The following is a 16723-nucleotide window of genomic DNA, read 5'->3' as shown; positions in this document are numbered from 1 at the left end:
GTCAAATGGACATCGTGGTGCCCCACGACAATCAAGCGGCTTCTGAGTGCCGACCTTCGCAGAATTCTTCGATCATCTTCTTGTTGAACGCGGGTATATCATCCGGCTTGCGACTGGTGACGATACCATTGTCGACAACGACTTCTTCGTTGACCCACTCCGCACCAGCATTTTTCAGGTCGGTCTGGATGCTGGGGAACGATGTCATCTTGCGTCCCTTCACCACGCCGGCTTCGACAAGCACCCAAGGCCCGTGACAGATCGCAGCGACAGGTTTCACCTCATCCTCCTTGAAAAAACCCTGCACGAAAGTCACTGCATCCTTGCTGCTGCGCAGCTTGTCCGGATTGAACAGGCCACCGGGAATCATGAGCGCGTTGTAATCGCTGGACGATACATCGGTGACGACCTTGTCCACCTCGATCGAATCACCCCACTTGTCGGAGTCCCAGCCTTTGATGCTGCCACTTTCGAGCGAAACCACGTCTACCGTTGCTCCAGCGTCTATAAGCGCCTGGCGTGGCTTGAACAATTCGCTCTGTTCAAAGCCTTCTGCGGCCAGTATTGCAACTCTCTTACCCTTGAGTCTTTTTGAGTCAGTCATGAAATGCTCCCTAATACATTGACTTGAATTCGTCCTGTACAGGAGCAGGGCTTGTGCCAGCCTTCGGCACTGTGAGAGGCAGAAAACAGGCCTGCCCGCTCAGCCCGTGCAGGACAAGGCCCACAGCAGCATGACCATATGTTCATATCCTATTCTATCGCCACAGCAAGGCAGCCTGATGAGAGAGTTCATGGGACTCTTAATGCCAGCTTTACAAGCTTTGTGCAGTCCTTACAGCAAAAGAGCGGCCGAAGCCGCTCAAGAAGGTCGGCACTGACGCGCCGGCAACAGGCTTGCAGACCTCAGGCTGCGTTGATCATGATGGCCTTGACGTTGACGAACTCGCGTATGCCGAAGCCGCCATGCTCACGACCATAGCCACTATCTTTCACACCACCGAAGGGTAGCTGTGGATTTGCAAGGTTATAGCCATTGATGTTGACCATCCCGGTATCGAAGTGATTGCGAGCCAGTTCGATGGCGCGGTCCTCGTTCTTCGAGAACAAACCACCACCGAGCCCATAGCGCGAGTCATTGGCAATACGCATGGCATCGTCGTCATCCTTTGCCTTGATAAGAGAGGCTACCGGGCCAAAGATTTCGCCATCGTAGGCAGGCATGCCTGGCTTGACGTTTTCCAGTACCGTATTGGGGTAGAAGAAGCCCTTGCCATCAGGAATCTTGCCGCCAACAGCGCAAGTTGCGCCTTTCTGCAGCGACGCATCCACCTGCTCCTGAATCGTTTCACGCAGATCTTCTCGCGCTATCGGACCGAGCTGGGTGTCCTCTTTAGTCGGGTCCCCGACTTTCACCGCCGACATCTGTTTCACGAACTTTTCCCTGAACTCGTCGTAAACATCGGCGACTACGATAAAGCGTTTACCCGCCACACAGGTTTCGCCATTGTTGACGATGCGGGCCTGCACACAGGTTTCAACCGCCAGATCGATATCGGCGTCCGAAAGTACGACGTAGGCGTCGTTGCTGCCCAGTTCAAGCACCGTCTTCTTGACGACCTTGCCAGCCGCCTCCCCGATCTTCTTGCCGGTGCTGTCGCTACCGGTGAAGGTTACGCCACGAACCTTGGGGTGGTCGATCAACTTGCTGGCACCCTTGCCATCAAGCATCAGCGATTGGTAGACATTTTCTGGCAAACCGGCATCGCGATACAATTTCTCGATTTCCTGGGCCATGCCGAACACATTTGACGCGTGCTTCAGTACTGTCGTGTTGCCCGCCATGATGTTGGCGGCGCTGTACCTGATAACCTGGTACATGGGGAAATTCCAGGGTTGAATCCCGAGGATCACACCTATGGGTCGATAGGACACCAGTGCACGGCCGCCTTCGAGCTCGCGGGCTTCATCCTTAAGCTGCTCCTGCCCTTCGGTGGCGGTGTACCTGCAGATGGCTGCGCAGAGTTCGCACTCCTGGTAGCCCTGCGAAATCGGCTTGCCCATCTCCTGAGTCATGAGCTTTGACAGTGCTTCCTGTCGCTCTTCGATGAGATCAGCCATTTTGTTGAGTATTTTTGCGCGGTTGGCAGGCCTTTCAAGGCGCCAGCTCTGGAAGGCCTCGTCAGCCCGATCGACGGCGGCCGAGGCCTCTGCCTCGGTGAGCAACTGATATTCAGCAATTTTTTCGCCGGTGCTGGGATTAATGGTCGTGGAAGTGCCGCTCATGATGATCTCCATTCTGATGAGTGATCAGACCATACGGCACAGGGTTCTCTCCCGACGTCCGTATGGTGCTGTTTTCAGTATTCATCAGATGCTTACGCGCGCGTCCCGGCCGCAGATGAAGCATGGCGGAGATGTCATCTTGCTGGCAGGTCGCTGAGGGCACGCTCCAGATTTGCGACGGTGCCATCGATGTCGTTCCACTTCTCCAGGCCAAACAGGCCGACCCGGAAAGTGCTGAAATCGGCTGGTTCGCCGACCATAAGTGGCACGCCCGCTGCCGTCTGCAGGCCCCGCGCCCTAAACCATGCGCCACTGCGCAGCTCAGGGTCCCCGGTATAGCTGACCACGACGCCAGGCGCAGCATAGGCCGCTGCGCTCACGCTTTTGAAATCATACCTGGCAAAAAGCTCGCGGACCCGCCGCCCCAGTTCGATCTGGGCCTCTTTCATGCGACCAAAGCCAGTTCGCTGCGTCTCCAGCATATTGTCGCGGAATCTCGCCAGCGCATCGGTCGGCATAGTGGCATGGTAAGCGTGGCCGCCGGCCTCGTAGGCCTGCATGATCTGGCGCCACTTACCAAGATCGTTGGCGAAACTGGTGCTCTTCGTCTGCGCCAGCTTTTCCGAACCAAGCTCGCTAAACATAACGAGCGCACTGCAGGGCGATGAGCTCCAGCCTTTTTGGGGTGCGCTGATCAGCACATCGATCTGGCAGGCTTTCATATCGACCCACAGCGCACCAGAGGCGACGCAGTCCAGCACGAGCAGGCCACCATATTCGTGTACGGCTTCGCCCATCTGGGCGAGATAGTCATCAGGCAGCAGCATGCCCGAAGCGGTCTCAACATGAGGTGCGAAAACGACCGCCGGCTGCTCATCACGTATCGTACGCACAACATCTTCAATGGCTGGCGGCGCATAGGCAGGTTGAGCATCCTCATCCACCGGCCGGGCGTTCATCACGATGGTTTCCTCAGGAATGGTGCCGGCCTCAAGAATCTGTGACCAGCGGTAACTGAACCAGCCATTGCGTATGACAAGACAGGTGGCACCGTTGGCAAACTGTCTGGCGACAGCTTCCATACCATAGGTACCTCCACCGGGCACGATAGCGACAGCATCAGCGTTATAGACCTCACGCATGACCTTGGAAATATCCCGCATGACGCCCTGGAAGGTGGCAGACATATGGTTGAGCGCTCTGTCTGTAAATACCACTGAAAACTCGAGCAGACCTTCTGGGTCTACGGCTGGATACTGAACTGACACGGTTTGGCCTCGGCTTGTAATTGTTGAGCAGTGTTATAGGAAACCACCTCCCGAGTGTACGTGACAAGCGCTTTCCGATTTGTGACCGAGTGCATGACTGCTGCTGCAGAAGCCGCCTGGAACCGGTAATTCAGCCGCCTGATGCTAAACTGGATCAAGACCGGTTTATCGCCCTGTGTCACTGCTGAGGAATTCACAGTCATGAATATGGAAAAATTTATCGTCCTGGCACTGATTGGCGGTCTGCTGATCTACATGATCTCGACGTATAACCACCTGGTCAGCCTGCGAAACCGCTTCAAGAACGCGTTTTCGCAGATAGACGTGCAACTGCAGCGGCGGCACGACCTCATTCCGAATCTGGTTGAGTCGGCGCGGGCCTACCTCACCCACGAGCGAACTACTCTGGAGCAGGTCATGATGGCGCGGAACAACGCTACGGCAGCTACCGCGGCGGCTGCCAGAAACCCTGGTCATGGCAAGGCCATCGACACCTTGAGTGCCGCCGAAGGTGTGCTCGACAAGGCGATGGGCCGCTTTTATGCCGTCGCAGAAGCCTATCCAGACCTCAAGGCCGATAGTGCCATATCCCAGCTCATGGAAGAGCTCTCGAGCACCGAAAATCGGGTTGGTTTTGCACGCCAGGCTTATAACGATGCTGTGATGGTCTACCACACTTATCGCGAGCAGTTTCCAAGTAATCTTATCGCTGGCTTCTGTGGGTTTACGGCCACACGCCCATTCACCACTGAGGATCCAGCAGCCCGGCAGGCGGTCAAGGTTAATCTCGGCACCCCCTAAATGGATTTCTTCCAGCACCAGGACAATGCACGCCGCCTGAGCACCCTGCTGTGCATCTATTTCGTGATGGCGGTAATCGGCATTTTACTGGCTGTAAATGTACTGCCGTTTCTGGCGCTGAACCAATGGCTCTATGAGGAGCCACGAAGCCTTGCACAGTGGATGCAGCTCGAAGGGCGCTACATTACCGGCATCAGCCTTGCCGCGTTTCTCTACGGCAGCTGGTCGCGCAGCGAGACCATTCGTCAGGGTGGTGAACATCTGGCCGCTGCCGCGGGTGGTCAATTGGTCGATCGATCATCGTCGGCACCACAGGTACAGCGCCTCGTTCACGTCGTCGAAGAAATGAGTATAGCGTCCGGGGTGCCACCACCTCGCCTCTACATCATGCCTCAGGAAGCTGGACTCAACGCCTTTGTAGCTGGTCTGACTCGCGACGATGCCGTGCTGGTCGTCACGCAGGGTCTTGTCGAAGCATTGACGAGAGACGAGTTGCAGGCGGTCGTCGGACACGAATTCAGTCATATTGCGCATGAAGACATGAAGCTCAACAGTCGGATTCTGGTCATGCTTGGCGGCATCATGATGGTAGGCAGCACTGGTCGCAGCATGATGTCGTTGCAGCGCCGGCAAAACTGGTTCGGCAGGCACACCAGGGGCGATGTCAGGTTGTTCCCTCTAGGCCTGCTGCTATGGCTGGCCGGCGCTATCGGTACAATGACCGGCCGCGTTATTCAGGCGGCAATCTGCCGTCAGCGCGAGTATCTTGCCGATGCGTCATCGGTGCAGTACACCCGCCAACCGGCCAGCCTCGCCGCGGCACTATACAAGCTGATGAGCGCCAGCCATGGCACGGGCCTCCGGCACGCCGCGCTGGCTGGGGAGCTGAATCACATGTGTATCGGCGAAAGCCTTGCGAGCCATCGCTGGTTGGCTTCACACCCCCCACTGCAGGCTCGCATATCGGCAGTTGATGCCGGCTTTCTGCGTGGCGTACGCATCAAAAAGAATCAGCAATCGCTGGCCAGGCAGCGAGCGGCGAAAGATCGTGCAACAGAAAGCGCGGCAGATTCCATGGCCCTTGCCGCAAGCTCAGGTGCCGCCATGGCGCAAGCAAGCCAGGCTGTATCCACCCGGGTTGCGCAATGGGGCGCAGCCGAGCTCGCCTGGGCCGCAGATGTGCGCTCAGGGCTTGTGGAGCAATTCGGTGAGCGACTCGACGAAATCGACCCGGCCGCAGTGCTGCTGGTCGAACTGATGGACAGCGGCTTCAAGGCGCTCGAGGATCACGGGCTTGGTGAAGCCGCCAGACTGCCCTTGCTGGAATGGCTGACGGGCACACTGAAGCAGATGCCCGGGGAGGCCCGCCAGGGCCTGCTGAAACAGCTGTCTGCCGATGCAGCTCGGGCGCCTGCGGCCGGGCTGCTGCAGGTATGCTTCATCATGTATCTTGTGCATCATCTTGCACCGCCGCTACCAGAGGCTCGAATTAAAAGGGTCAGGCGTTACGAGCAGGTCCTTGCTGAACTGGCAGATCTGCTCTCACTGTTCTGTCGTCTGGGGGCGAAAGACACGGCAGAGGCGTCGCACATTACTGCCGCTGAAGACTTGTTCACTCACATCACGTCGCTATGGTTCCCCTTGCTCTCACTCAGGTTTAGCGAGCGTGCTACAGCGCGAGGGCTGGAACGAGCGCTGCGCCGACTGGCACAGCTCCCGCCACTGCTCAAGCCAGCTGTCATCGATGCCTGCGCCATGGCGGTGCGGCACGACGGTGAGATTGCCGTAGTTGAATACGAACTGCTACAGATTAGCTGCGAGCTGCTGGGTTGCCCGCTGCCGCCACAAATAGGGTCGAATTATGCGCCCGTACTGCAGAGGCCGTCGCTGCAATACGAGCCTGGATAGGTAGTTGAACCAGATACTACGGGCCGGCGTACACTCCCTCTGCAACCCAGCCCGAGAGATCACAGAAAAATGTTCGACCTCCAGGAGAGTGCCAGCTCGTTATCCCCTCAGCGTCAAAATCGTTCGACTTCAAGCCCAGCAGATCAATTTACTGCTGTTCGACAAGCCACCCTCGATTTGATAGAAGGTCTTAGCAATGAAGACATGTGTCTCCAGTCCATGGAAGATGCAAGTCCAGCCAAGTGGCATCTTGCCCATACCACCTGGTTCTTCGAAGAACTCATTCTCAAGCCTTTCTCCCGAAACTATCGCTGCTTCAACGATCACTTCAATTACCTGTTCAACTCATACTACGAAGCCATCGGAGATAGACATCCCCGCCCCTTGCGGGGAATGCTGAGCCGCCCGACCTGTGATGAAATTATCGACTACCGACACCATGTCGATGCTGCCATGCGCAGCTTGCTCGATGAGACCGATCCCGGCACTAACGACAACTCAGGTGGCGAGGTACTGGCCCGTACCATGCTGGGCTGTCATCATGAGATGCAGCATCAGGAGCTGCTATTGACCGATCAGCTGCATGCCTTCAGCCAACATCCATTGCTGCCGCAGTGGAAGCCGGCACCTGCGCCGTCGCCGTCACAATCTGGTTCAGCTGCCTCATCGATGCGGTGGGTGAAACACGAAGGCGGCATTCGCTCGTTTGGCGCTGATGCTACTGGTGACTCCGAGACCGTTGACCGTTTTGCATACGACTGTGAGGGTCCCCGGCATCAGCGACTTCTGCAGCCTTTCTCTCTATCGAGTCGACCAGTCACCAATGCTGAATGGCTGGCATTTATGGCGGAGGATGGTTATCGAAACCCCGAACTTTGGCTTTCCGATGGCTGGGCCAAGGTAAAGGCCGCAGGCTGGGAGGCGCCCCTGTACTGGCGACACAGCGGCGATCGATGGCTGCGTTATACGCCCCATGGAGAGCGCGAACTCGACCTCAACGAATATGTGAGTCATATCAGCTATTTCGAGGCCGATGCCTTTGCGCGTTGGGCCGGTGCCCGTCTTCCGGATGAGTTCGAATGGGAGGCAGTCGCAGCTGACCAGCATGTTCGAGGGCGCTTTCAGGAAAGCGGGATCTGGCTGCCAGGACGAGCCGGCAGTGCGGCTGACGGTGAGTTCGAAGCTTTATTCGGCAGCGTATGGGAGTGGACCCGTAGCCCCTTTGCCGCCTACCCCCGCTTCAAACCGCTCGACGGCGCGCTCGCAGAGTACAACGGCAAGTTCATGTGCGGCCAGTTCGTGCTCCGCGGTGGCGCATTTACCAGTCCCGCCGCCCTTATCCGCCCTACCTACCGAAACTTTTTCTACCCACATCAGCGCTGGCAGGCTACAGGCCTGAGACTGGCCAAGGACGAGTGAAATGACTGAAGCCGTATTGGGAAATATGATGACCGATGATTGTGTAGCCCGGAAGGTGAGCCTTCAATCCGAGCCAGTTGTGACAGAAGATTATGACGATCCTGCTCGTGACGCGCTGCTGGCGGACGTCCTCGATGGCCTTAGCCAAGCTCAGAAGCGCCTGCCCAGCAAGTATTTTTACGATCGTAGAGGATCGGAGCTGTTCGAGAAGATCTGCGAGTTGCCTGAGTATTATCCTACACGTACCGAGGTAGCCATGCTCGACGGTGTGGCGGAAGCGCTGAAGTCGCTGCTGCCGGACGTGACCGAGATCGTCGAGTTCGGGAGCGGCAATTGCACGAAAGTGGAGAAACTGCTGAAGCACATGGGCAAGGTGCGGCGCTACCTGCCGATCGATGTGTCCGAGACTTTTCTGCTCCACCACTGCCAACGCCTTGATGCACGCTTTCCAAAGCTCGATGTGGTCCCGGTAGTTGGCGACTTCACCGATACCGTAGATCTTGCAGCCGTGGAAGGTCAAATTCGCCAGCCGAAGCGGCTGGGCTTCTTCCCCGGCTCGACGATCGGCAACCTGACTCACGAAGAAGCCATTGCCTTTCTTCGGACGGCGGCAGAGACGCTTGGCAGTGGCAACTATCTGCTTATCGGTGTAGATACACTCAAGTCGCCGGATGTGCTCATACCCGCCTATGACGACGCCCAGGGCATCACCGCAGCCTTCAATCTGAACCTACTCGAACGACTCCAGCGAGAGCTTGGCGCCGAGATAGAGATCGACAACTTTTCCCACGAGGCACGCTTCAATGAGGATGAAGGTCGAATAGAGATGCATTTGGTGAGCCGTTGCGAACAGACGATTCGCGTAGCCGGTAAGACCTTCAATTTTCAGGCTGGCGAGTCGATCCATACCGAGAACTCGCATAAGTACTCGATCGAAGGCTTCTGCAGGCTGGCGGAGCAGGCTGGCTGGCGCTGCGAGAACAGCTGGGTGGCTGACGAACAGCTGTTCAGCATTCACCTCCTGCAGGCCAGTTAGTGTCGAGAAAACAGAGCTTGGAGATGAGACCTGGTCAGAGCGTGACTGTCGCGCTGGCGCCAGCCGACACGGTGATATTGACCGGTGTGGTGAACACGAGGCTTTCGTCGACACCTAAATTGTCGACCTCACAGGTGTAGGCGACGGTATAGTCGCCTACAGGAAGAAAGGCTGCGAGAAAGTTGAACGTGCCATCTCCGTCAGCGTCGGTCACGGGCGCCGCTACAAGCGCGCCAGCGGAATCGGCGTCATAGTCATCCACTGAGACATTGGCACCTTCGAAGATGTAGACCACACCGCCAAAAATCTGAGGGTTGGCGCATACGCCTGGTGTGACGGCGGTACTGACCTGCCCGCCGATGGCTCCAGCTTCTGCATTGTCTACAAGGCGCAGCGTTGGTCGCAGGATATAGTCCCCAGGCGACGACGCGCTGCCAGTGAGGGTAACCGACTTGCGTAAATCGAAGTCGATGGTGAAGTCGCTTTGTCCGTTAGCCAGTATGGTAAACCCACTCACCAGCTTCAGTCCCGTCTGCGCACCAGAGGGTATCGAGAGCGGATACTGCCCGCCAACGTTGTCCCTGACATAGAGCGCACCCTCGGCTTCGCTCAGGTCTAGGCGCATCCAGGCATAGCGGCCCGCGGGCAGCACGACATCGTCAAGCAAGGTGGCCGACTCGCCATTCTGCAGCGTCAGCATGTCAAAGGTCTTTGGCTCAGGAAAGACAACATCGGTTCTTTCACCGCCAGCAGCCTGCAGCGACACGCCTGTGAAGGTTATGAAGACTGAAAGCAGGCTATCGACAGGCGCATCAGTCAGACTGAGCGACAAGGTACCTGTATTACCCGAAATGCTGCTGTCATTACTGTCACTACAGCCTATCGCAAGCGCGCTCAGAAGGGCCAGTGCTGTGACCTTCGCTGTGTTCAATCCCATGCTTTGCTCTCCGAATGCCTGCCTGAACCGGCACCTGCCTGTCGGCTGAGACTGATTCTACAGTTGCGCCCGATACTGCACTGTCACAAAAAGTAACTGCGTGTAGACATGCTGTGAAAGAGATCCGGTAGCTCACGAGATACGGGTCTGATCAAAATCGGTATCGCGAAGGCTTGCCATGAGCTCAGCGAAGAGCGTGGAACCTGCCATGACCTCAGACAGGCTGCCTTCGGCATCAACCTTGCCGTCTTTGAGCACGATGATATGATCGGCATACGGCACAACGGCCAGTCTGTGCGCCACAATGAGGACGGTCGCCTCCCCGCGGAGCGCAACCAGAGATTTCAGGATCGCCGCCTCGGTCAGGGCATCGAGTGCAGAAGTCGGCTCATCCAGCAGGACCAGAGAGGGCCTCGCATACAGCGCCCGTGCAATCGCAAGCCGCTGCTTCTGCCCCATCGACAGCCTCACCGCCGCGCCTTCACCGACTGGCGTGAGATCACGCTCCGGCAGTCTGGCCAGCACCTCTTCCAGCTGGCTCTGTTCATAAGCCCGCTGCAGGCTCTCTTCATTCAGCGGCCTGCCGAAAAGCACGTTGTCACGCAGGCTTTCCGAACGAATCAGCACGTCCTGGTCGACCAGAGCGGTGCGGGCGCGCAGGCTCGCTGCATCGAGTTCAGCATGACTGGTATCGTTCCAGAACACCTCGCCGGTTTCAGGGCTGATGTTGTTGAGGCAGACATCGATGAAGGTGCTCTTGCCGCTGCCTGTCGGTCCGACCATCACAGTCAGCTTGCCGCCCGGCAAGCGACAAGAAACGTTCTGCAGCGCGGCAGCTGGTCTTGCAGAGCGCCCAGACGCCGGATGGTGGTAAGTTACCGCCTCGAAGCGTATTTCGGGGGGGCCGGGCTCGAGCGGCTGCAAGGTTCTATCGCCGATTGGCTGATCGGGTAATGACAGCAGATAGCCGATGCGAGTGGCCGCGGCACTGGTTTCGACCCAGCGCATGCCCGCCTCTATCATGGAGGCAGAAGACAGCCCGAGCAGCCCGAAGAAGTACAACAACGACAACTTCCTGGCACCGGCGGTGGTGGATGTGGCCTGTAATGCTTCGACACTCCGGTCGGTGAAAATCAGAAAGACGGTGACGAAAATCACAAGCGAAGTGACGGTGAGGATATTCGTTATCATGCGCTTGCGCAGGATCTTCAGCAGTGTCTGCAATACCGAGCTGTTGGCGGTGTTGAAACGATGGCTGTCAGAGGGTGCTGCGTCGTAGGCCCGTATAATGCGCATGGTCGAGAGCGTCTCCAGCAGGTAGTTGCTCAACTCGCCACGGCGGTTCTCAGCCGCCAGCGAGGTCTGCCGCAAGCGCGAGCGACGCACTAATAGTGTTATGATGAGCGCGAATACACCGGCCAGAAACAGGCCCAGCTGCCAGTCAAGAACCAGTACACTGATAAAGGCCGCGACAAACAGGAAGGCATTGCGCATGAGTATGGACGCATTGCTGGTCAGAAAGGCATGGCAGGTGGCGAGATCACCGGACATCCTCTGTTGCACATCGCCCCCGTGCAGACGATCGATCTGCTCCGTCGGCAGGCGATGCAGCTTGGCATGAATCGCCGTCCTGACATCGGCAGCAATGCGCTCGCCTACCGATGTGACGGCGAAATAGCGCAAGAGCACAACGGCATATACCGCAGCGCCGATCAGAATAACCGGCCGTGTCGGGAACCCATCGTGCGCCTCTGCAAGCAGAAGGCCTATGGCTACCATGGCCAGGCCTGTCAGTATCCAGGTGAGCAGGATGCCCAGTAACCAGTATCGATACGGCCGGAAAAAGTGTAGCAGCCCCGGACCCGCCCGGGAAATGGCTTCGACTTGCATGTAACCTCGTTCAAAGTGGAGCCGCGATACGGCGCGGTGAATGCTGTTTCAGCGCCAGCAGCGTCAGTTATGAGCGCTCATCTGGCCGGTTTTATTTCAGAACTTATTTCTGCCGGGCCGTACACAAGCCGGCAGGGAGGACTATAGTAGATCAATAAGCTGCAGATTCGAGCGGAAAGAACTACTTACGCAGCACTCATAAGAACCTGCAACAACTTCAGTCACGAGTCACCACGAGCAGTTCAATGGCGATGTCCACTCTACCAGATCCGTCCGATGCAAACCGCCTGGCCGCGAGTCGGCAGCGGACACCACATCGACAGCATGGCAAAGCCTCGACCGGCGTGATTGTCACCGTTGCGTTCCTGATCTGCGCCGCGCTGACCGCACTGGTCTATCATCAGGAAAAAGACGCCGCCGAAGACTACGCGAGACTGCAGTTCGAGCGTCGGGTAGAGCTCCGCACCGTCCTCATCGAGAAAGGCATGCTTTCCTATGAGAAGCTGTTGATGGGCGGCGTTGGCCTGTTCGCCGCTGACGCCTATATCAGCGTTGATGACTGGCGCCGCTATGTCGAGACTGCGCGGCTGGAGAAAAATTACCCAGGCGCTCAGGGGCTCGGCTACGCCCCGTACATACCCACAGACGAGCGGCCACGTTTCGAGCGCAATCATCGTGCTGCCGGCAATAAGGATTTTGTCGTCTGGCCGGCGACCGACCAGGCTTTTTCGACGCCAATCGTGCTACTGGAACCGGCCGATATGCGCAATGCGCGCGCGCTCGGCTTCGACATGTATTCCGAAAAGACGAGACGACGCGCAATGGACCGTGCGCGCGAACAGGGTCGCCCTATCATGTCCGATACGGTGACATTGGTACAGGAGACCCTGGTCGACACTCAGCTGGGCTTTCTTGTCTACGCACCGGTGTATTCGGACTTTGAAGGCAGAGCTTTCGATGGTGCCGGTTTCACCAGACCCATGCGTGAAGATCAGCTACGAGGTTTCGTTTTCATCCCCTTCAGGATGAATGACCTGGTGTGGGGCCTCATGGGTGAAGATAACTTCCGCCTGCTGCGCCTGCAGATATTCGATGGCCAGAGTGACCAGGGCACCCTGATATTTGACAGCCTCACCGCGACCCCCGACGGCGAGCCTGCTCAGCCGCACTCGAAAAATGGCTTGCCGCATCGTCTGGACGAGCTCGCAGAACCCAGTTTCGTACATGCCTCGCGCTTTCGTTTTGCCAAGAATAACTGGACGCTGAAGTTCTCTTCGCTACCCTCATTCGAGTCGAGCGTCGTCATCACGAGACCGACTTTCATTCTCGTGGGCGGCTTGCTCATTTCCGCACTGATCGCGATGATCGTGGCCTACTGGTTCGCGCTGCGTCAGCGCGCGAGCACCCTGGCTATCGTCAACGCGTCACTACAGTCTGCACTGATCAAGCAGGCTCAGGCCGAGAAGGAACTAAGCCGATTTTTCAATCTCGCACCCGATGTTCTTTGCATCCTCGATGGTAACGGCCAGTTTCTCCGGATCAACGCCGCCACCCGTCAGCTTTTTGGCTGCGAGCCCGCGGCGCTGCTGAACAAGCCATTTGCCAACGTTCTGCTTGCCTCAGAGCACGAGGCCCTGCAAGCCTTGCTCGCCACGCTGCGTGACAAGCAGGAGACGCCGCTTACCCAGGAATTCCTGACGCACGGAGCCAACGGCGGGGAGCTCACCCTTGAATGGGCCTTCATAACGGTACCGGAACACCATCAGATCTACGTAGCTGGGCGGGACGTGACGCCGCGGCAGGCAGCACTGGTAGCCAAGCGCCAGCTTATTGCTGCGATGGAGAGCACCTCCGACATCATCTTTTTCTGTGATGAAACCGGCTATATCAGCTATCTGAATTACCGCGGCCGTTCATTAATCACCCCGGCCACCCTCGACGCACTGACTGCCGACGTGCTGCCGGATATGGATTTCAATATCTATGACTTCACGCCGCCTTGGGCGATATCAGTACTGAACTCGGAAGCATTTCCCTACGCCACATCACACGGTGGCTGGCGCGGCGATATTTCGATCCTTATTCAGGGTGGCCGCGAAGTGCCGGTCTCGCTGGTGCTCGAAGCGCACTATGCACCGGATGGCAGCGTTGAGTTCTTCGCGGGCAACATGCGGGATATCAGCCGACGCAAGGCCATCCAGGCTGACCTCGAGCGCAAGGCCTACCATGACGAGCTGACCGGGCTCGTCAATCGGCAGGGCTTCAACGAGCGCCTGGAGCGCACCATTGCCGATGCCCATGAACATAACGTGCAGAGTGCCCTGCTCTTTATCGACCTGGACCACTTCAAGATCGTCAATGACAGCTGTGGCCACGCGGCCGGGGATGAAGTGCTCATTCAGCTATCAAGACTGTTCAGTCAGCAGATCCGTGACCGTGACACGCTTGCCAGACTGGGTGGCGATGAATTCACAGTCATTCTCGAACACTGCCAGGTGAAGGATGCCTTGCAGGTAGCCCAGAGCATCGTGCAAGCCGCGAGTGACTTCCGCTTCTTCAGTCAGGGTCAGAGCTTCCGCTTCGGCACCAGTATCGGTCTAGTGCCTATCGATAGAAAAAGCGGCAATGCCAAGCAGATCATGACGGCCGCAGACGAGGCGGCATACAAGGCAAAATCCAGTGGTCGTGGCCAGGTCGTCGTGTACGAAGGTGGCAATAATCAGGGTGAACAGCTACAGCTCAACACCAACTGGAAGCAGCGTCTACAACTGGCCTTGCGGCATGACCGCTTTGTACTTTTGTACCAGCCAATCGTGGCGGTGGACGACGCCTCTTCCACTATACGACTGAGGGAAGTCCTGATCAGACTGGACGACGAAGGTCAGCTGATCTCTCCCGCAGCCTTTCTGCCGGCTGCCGAGCGCTTTGGCCTCATAGCGGCGATCGATTTCTGGGTTATCGAGGCGGTCGTCAACAAGTTGCAGATACAGGACCCTGAACAGCAAAACAAGGAAGTCTACGCGATCAACCTTTCCGCTCAGAGCCTGAACGAGGAGAATTTCGCCGATCGCGTCATAGCGCTCGTGGCTGAACGAGGTGTGAACTCAGAGGCACTGTGCTTCGAACTGGCAGAAAACACAGTCTTGCAGAATCCTGAGACAAGCCGGCAGTTCATTCAGCGCATGAAGAGCTTCGGTCTGCAGATTACATTGCAGCATTTCGGTATGAGCATCAGCGAATTTGCCAACCTGCAACAACTCGGTGTGGACTACCTGAAGATTGACAGCTGGTTTATCGAAAAAATGCTCAGGAGTCCGCTGGATGAGCAGAGTGTTCGCTTCGTCAATGACGTTGGGCACACGATGGGATTGAAAACCATTGCAGGCGCCGTGAGTGATCCGGCTGTCGAGGCTCGGCTGCGCGAGCTTGGCGTAGATTTCCTGCAGGGCTACCAGATTGCTGAACCTGGACCTGACGAACTTCAAGCGCCAGACTGAGCCAGGCCGGGCCCTTGTTTCACCGCAGATATCCCGTATAGTCAGCTGCTACAAGAACAATTTTGAGGTGACCAATGCTTTCACTGTCTGTGCTCATCGATGAAGCGGCTCGCAGTTTCCCTGACAAGACGGCCATCGTTTGTGGCGAAAAACGCATCACCTTCGCCGAGCTCAAGGTTAGTTGTGACACCCTGGCTAACGGTCTTGTCGCCGCAGGACTGAGACCAGGCGATCGAGTGGCACTCAGCTGTCCTAATCTGCCGTGGTTTCCCATAGCCTACTTCGGCATCATAAAAGCTGGCTGTACGGTAGTGCCCCTGAACATACTGCTCAACGCCGATGAGGTCGCCTATCATCTCGAAGACAGCGCAGCCAAGGCCTATATTGCTTTTGAAGGTAGCCAGGATGTGCCAATTGGCCGTGCCGCAGTCGATGCTTTCCGCAAGACGACCAGCTGCACGCATCTCTGGCTGATTGAAAGCGGCCAGTCACTGGTAAGCAGTGCTATCGGTCAGGATGGAATTGCCAGTCACTCCAGCCTCATGACCGCTGGCACCGACAACCCTCACATCGATAGTGAGGCTATCGACACTGTCGTTATTCTCTACACCTCTGGCACGACCGGCAAACCCAAGGGCGCCGAGCTGACTCACGCAAACATCCTGCTGAACGCGATCATGTTCGGTCGCCTGAGTGAAGCCGTCGCAGAGGACAGACAGCTTATCACCCTGCCCCTATTTCACACCTTTGGCCAGACTGTGCAGATGTGTGGCAGCCTGCTTAACGGCAATACAATGGTGCTGGTACCCCGCTTCGATCCAAAAGTGGTGGTCGAGCTCATGATTGCCGAGAAAATCACGGTCTTCTGCGGTGTGCCAACTATGTACTGGGCGCTGCTCAATGGAGTCGACATAAGCCCTGACCAGGTTGACAAGATCCGCAGTCATCTCAGGCTCTGCGGCAGTGGCGGTTCTTCCCTGCCACTTGAGGTCTTGAAAGGCTTCGAAGAGAAGTTCGATGTTCCCATTCTCGAAGGCTATGGCTTATCAGAAACATCCCCAGTCGCGTGCTTCAACCTGCTGAGTCATCCACGAAAGCCTGGTTCGGTCGGGCTGCCAATCTGGGGGGTGGAAGTTCGCATTCTCGACGACGCCAATTCTGAGGTTCCAGCCAATGAACACGGCGAGATCTGTATCCGCGGCCATAACGTCATGAAAGGCTATCTGAACAAGCCTGAGGCCACCGCCAAGGCGCTGAAGAACGGCTGGTTCCACACTGGTGACATCGGCTACATCGATGAAGAAGGCTATATTTTTATCGTCGACCGCTTGAAGGACATGATCATTCGCGGTGGCTACAACGTCTATCCACGTGAGATAGAGGAAGTATTGCTGACTCACCCGGCCATTTCACTGGCTGCTGTCATCGGTGTGCCGGACGAACAGTACGGGGAAGAGGTGCGTGCCTGCATCATCCTCAAGGCCGGTCAGCAGGCCAGTCCTGAGGAGCTGGTAGCGTGGTCGAAAGCTCATATGGCAGGCCATAAGTATCCCCGCCAGTTCGAAATTCGCGAGAGCCTGCCAATGACCGCGACTGGAAAAATACTCAAGCGCGAGCTGGTAGCGGAACTCAAAGCCTGACCAAAACCAGGGCATAAAAAAACCGCCTGTTGGCGGTTTTT

11 protein-coding genes are annotated in these 16723 nt (G+C 57.1%); 6 read left to right on the top strand and 5 right to left on the bottom strand.

Annotated features, from left to right (window positions below):
* Nucleotides 1-31: 31 nt before the first annotated feature.
* The 3 genes from ACH3PB_RS05955 to ACH3PB_RS05945 all read right to left on the bottom strand — a co-directional run bounded on the left by ACH3PB_RS05955 (nt 32) and on the right by ACH3PB_RS05945 (nt 3554).
* Nucleotides 32-604, bottom strand: coding sequence for a type 1 glutamine amidotransferase domain-containing protein (locus ACH3PB_RS05955; protein ID WP_416398541.1), 573 nt, complete (start codon nt 602-604; stop codon nt 32-34).
* A gap of 302 nt (nt 605-906) precedes the next feature.
* Nucleotides 907-2286, bottom strand: coding sequence for an NAD-dependent succinate-semialdehyde dehydrogenase (locus tag ACH3PB_RS05950; RefSeq protein ID WP_416398540.1), 1380 nt, complete (start codon nt 2284-2286; stop codon nt 907-909).
* Between the two features lie 134 nt (nt 2287-2420).
* Nucleotides 2421-3554, bottom strand: a complete 1134-nt coding sequence (locus ACH3PB_RS05945; protein ID WP_416398537.1) for an aminotransferase class V-fold PLP-dependent enzyme — start codon at nt 3552-3554, stop codon at nt 2421-2423.
* Nucleotides 3555-3761: 207 nt separating this feature from the next.
* Between ACH3PB_RS05945 and ACH3PB_RS05940 the strand changes: the two genes are divergently transcribed.
* From ACH3PB_RS05940 to egtD, 4 genes are all read left to right on the top strand, one after another.
* Nucleotides 3762-4355 carry a LemA family protein gene (locus ACH3PB_RS05940; protein WP_416399422.1) on the top strand — a complete coding sequence of 198 codons (594 nt, stop codon included), beginning with the start codon at nt 3762-3764 and terminating at the stop codon, nt 4353-4355.
* On the top strand, nt 4356-6263 hold the full coding sequence (locus tag ACH3PB_RS05935; RefSeq protein ID WP_416398535.1) for a M48 family metalloprotease: 1908 nt from the start codon (nt 4356-4358) through the stop codon (nt 6261-6263).
* Nucleotides 6264-6440: 177 nt separating this feature from the next.
* Nucleotides 6441-7682 (top strand): ergothioneine biosynthesis protein EgtB, encoded by a 1242-nt coding sequence (gene egtB / locus ACH3PB_RS05930; RefSeq protein ID WP_416398533.1) that lies wholly within the window; start codon nt 6441-6443, stop codon nt 7680-7682.
* Nucleotide 7683: 1 nt separating this feature from the next.
* Nucleotides 7684-8718, top strand: coding sequence for an L-histidine N(alpha)-methyltransferase (gene egtD / locus ACH3PB_RS05925; protein WP_416398532.1), 1035 nt, complete (start codon nt 7684-7686; stop codon nt 8716-8718).
* A gap of 34 nt (nt 8719-8752) precedes the next feature.
* Here the strand turns inward: egtD and ACH3PB_RS05920 are convergent, their stop codons facing one another.
* Together ACH3PB_RS05920 and ACH3PB_RS05915 are read right to left on the bottom strand one after the other, a co-directional pair.
* A complete protein-coding gene (locus tag ACH3PB_RS05920) occupies nt 8753-9655 on the bottom strand; it encodes a DUF4382 domain-containing protein (RefSeq protein WP_416398531.1) in 903 nt (300 codons plus the stop codon).
* Between the two features lie 132 nt (nt 9656-9787).
* The gene (locus tag ACH3PB_RS05915) at nt 9788-11545 is read right to left on the bottom strand and encodes an ABC transporter ATP-binding protein (RefSeq protein ID WP_416398530.1); all 1758 of its coding nucleotides are present in this window, start codon (nt 11543-11545) and stop codon (nt 9788-9790) included.
* A 245-nt stretch (nt 11546-11790) separates the two neighbouring features.
* On the opposite strand from ACH3PB_RS05915, the gene ACH3PB_RS05910 reads away from it, so the two are divergent.
* Together ACH3PB_RS05910 and ACH3PB_RS05905 are read left to right on the top strand one after the other, a co-directional pair.
* Nucleotides 11791-15042: an EAL domain-containing protein gene (locus ACH3PB_RS05910; RefSeq protein WP_416398529.1), complete on the top strand. Its 3252-nt coding sequence runs from the start codon at nt 11791-11793 to the stop codon at nt 15040-15042.
* Between the two features lie 74 nt (nt 15043-15116).
* Entirely contained in the window at nt 15117-16682 is a 1566-nt protein-coding gene (locus tag ACH3PB_RS05905) for a long-chain-fatty-acid--CoA ligase (protein ID WP_416398528.1), read from the top strand.
* The last annotated feature ends 41 nt before the right edge of the window (nt 16683-16723 follow it).

The sequence above is a fragment of the Allohahella sp. A8 genome, from assembly GCF_047946665.1.
In the GTDB taxonomy this organism is placed as follows: Bacteria; Pseudomonadota; Gammaproteobacteria; order Pseudomonadales; family Oleiphilaceae; genus Allohahella.
This window is presented reverse-complemented; position numbering and strand designations above follow the sequence as displayed.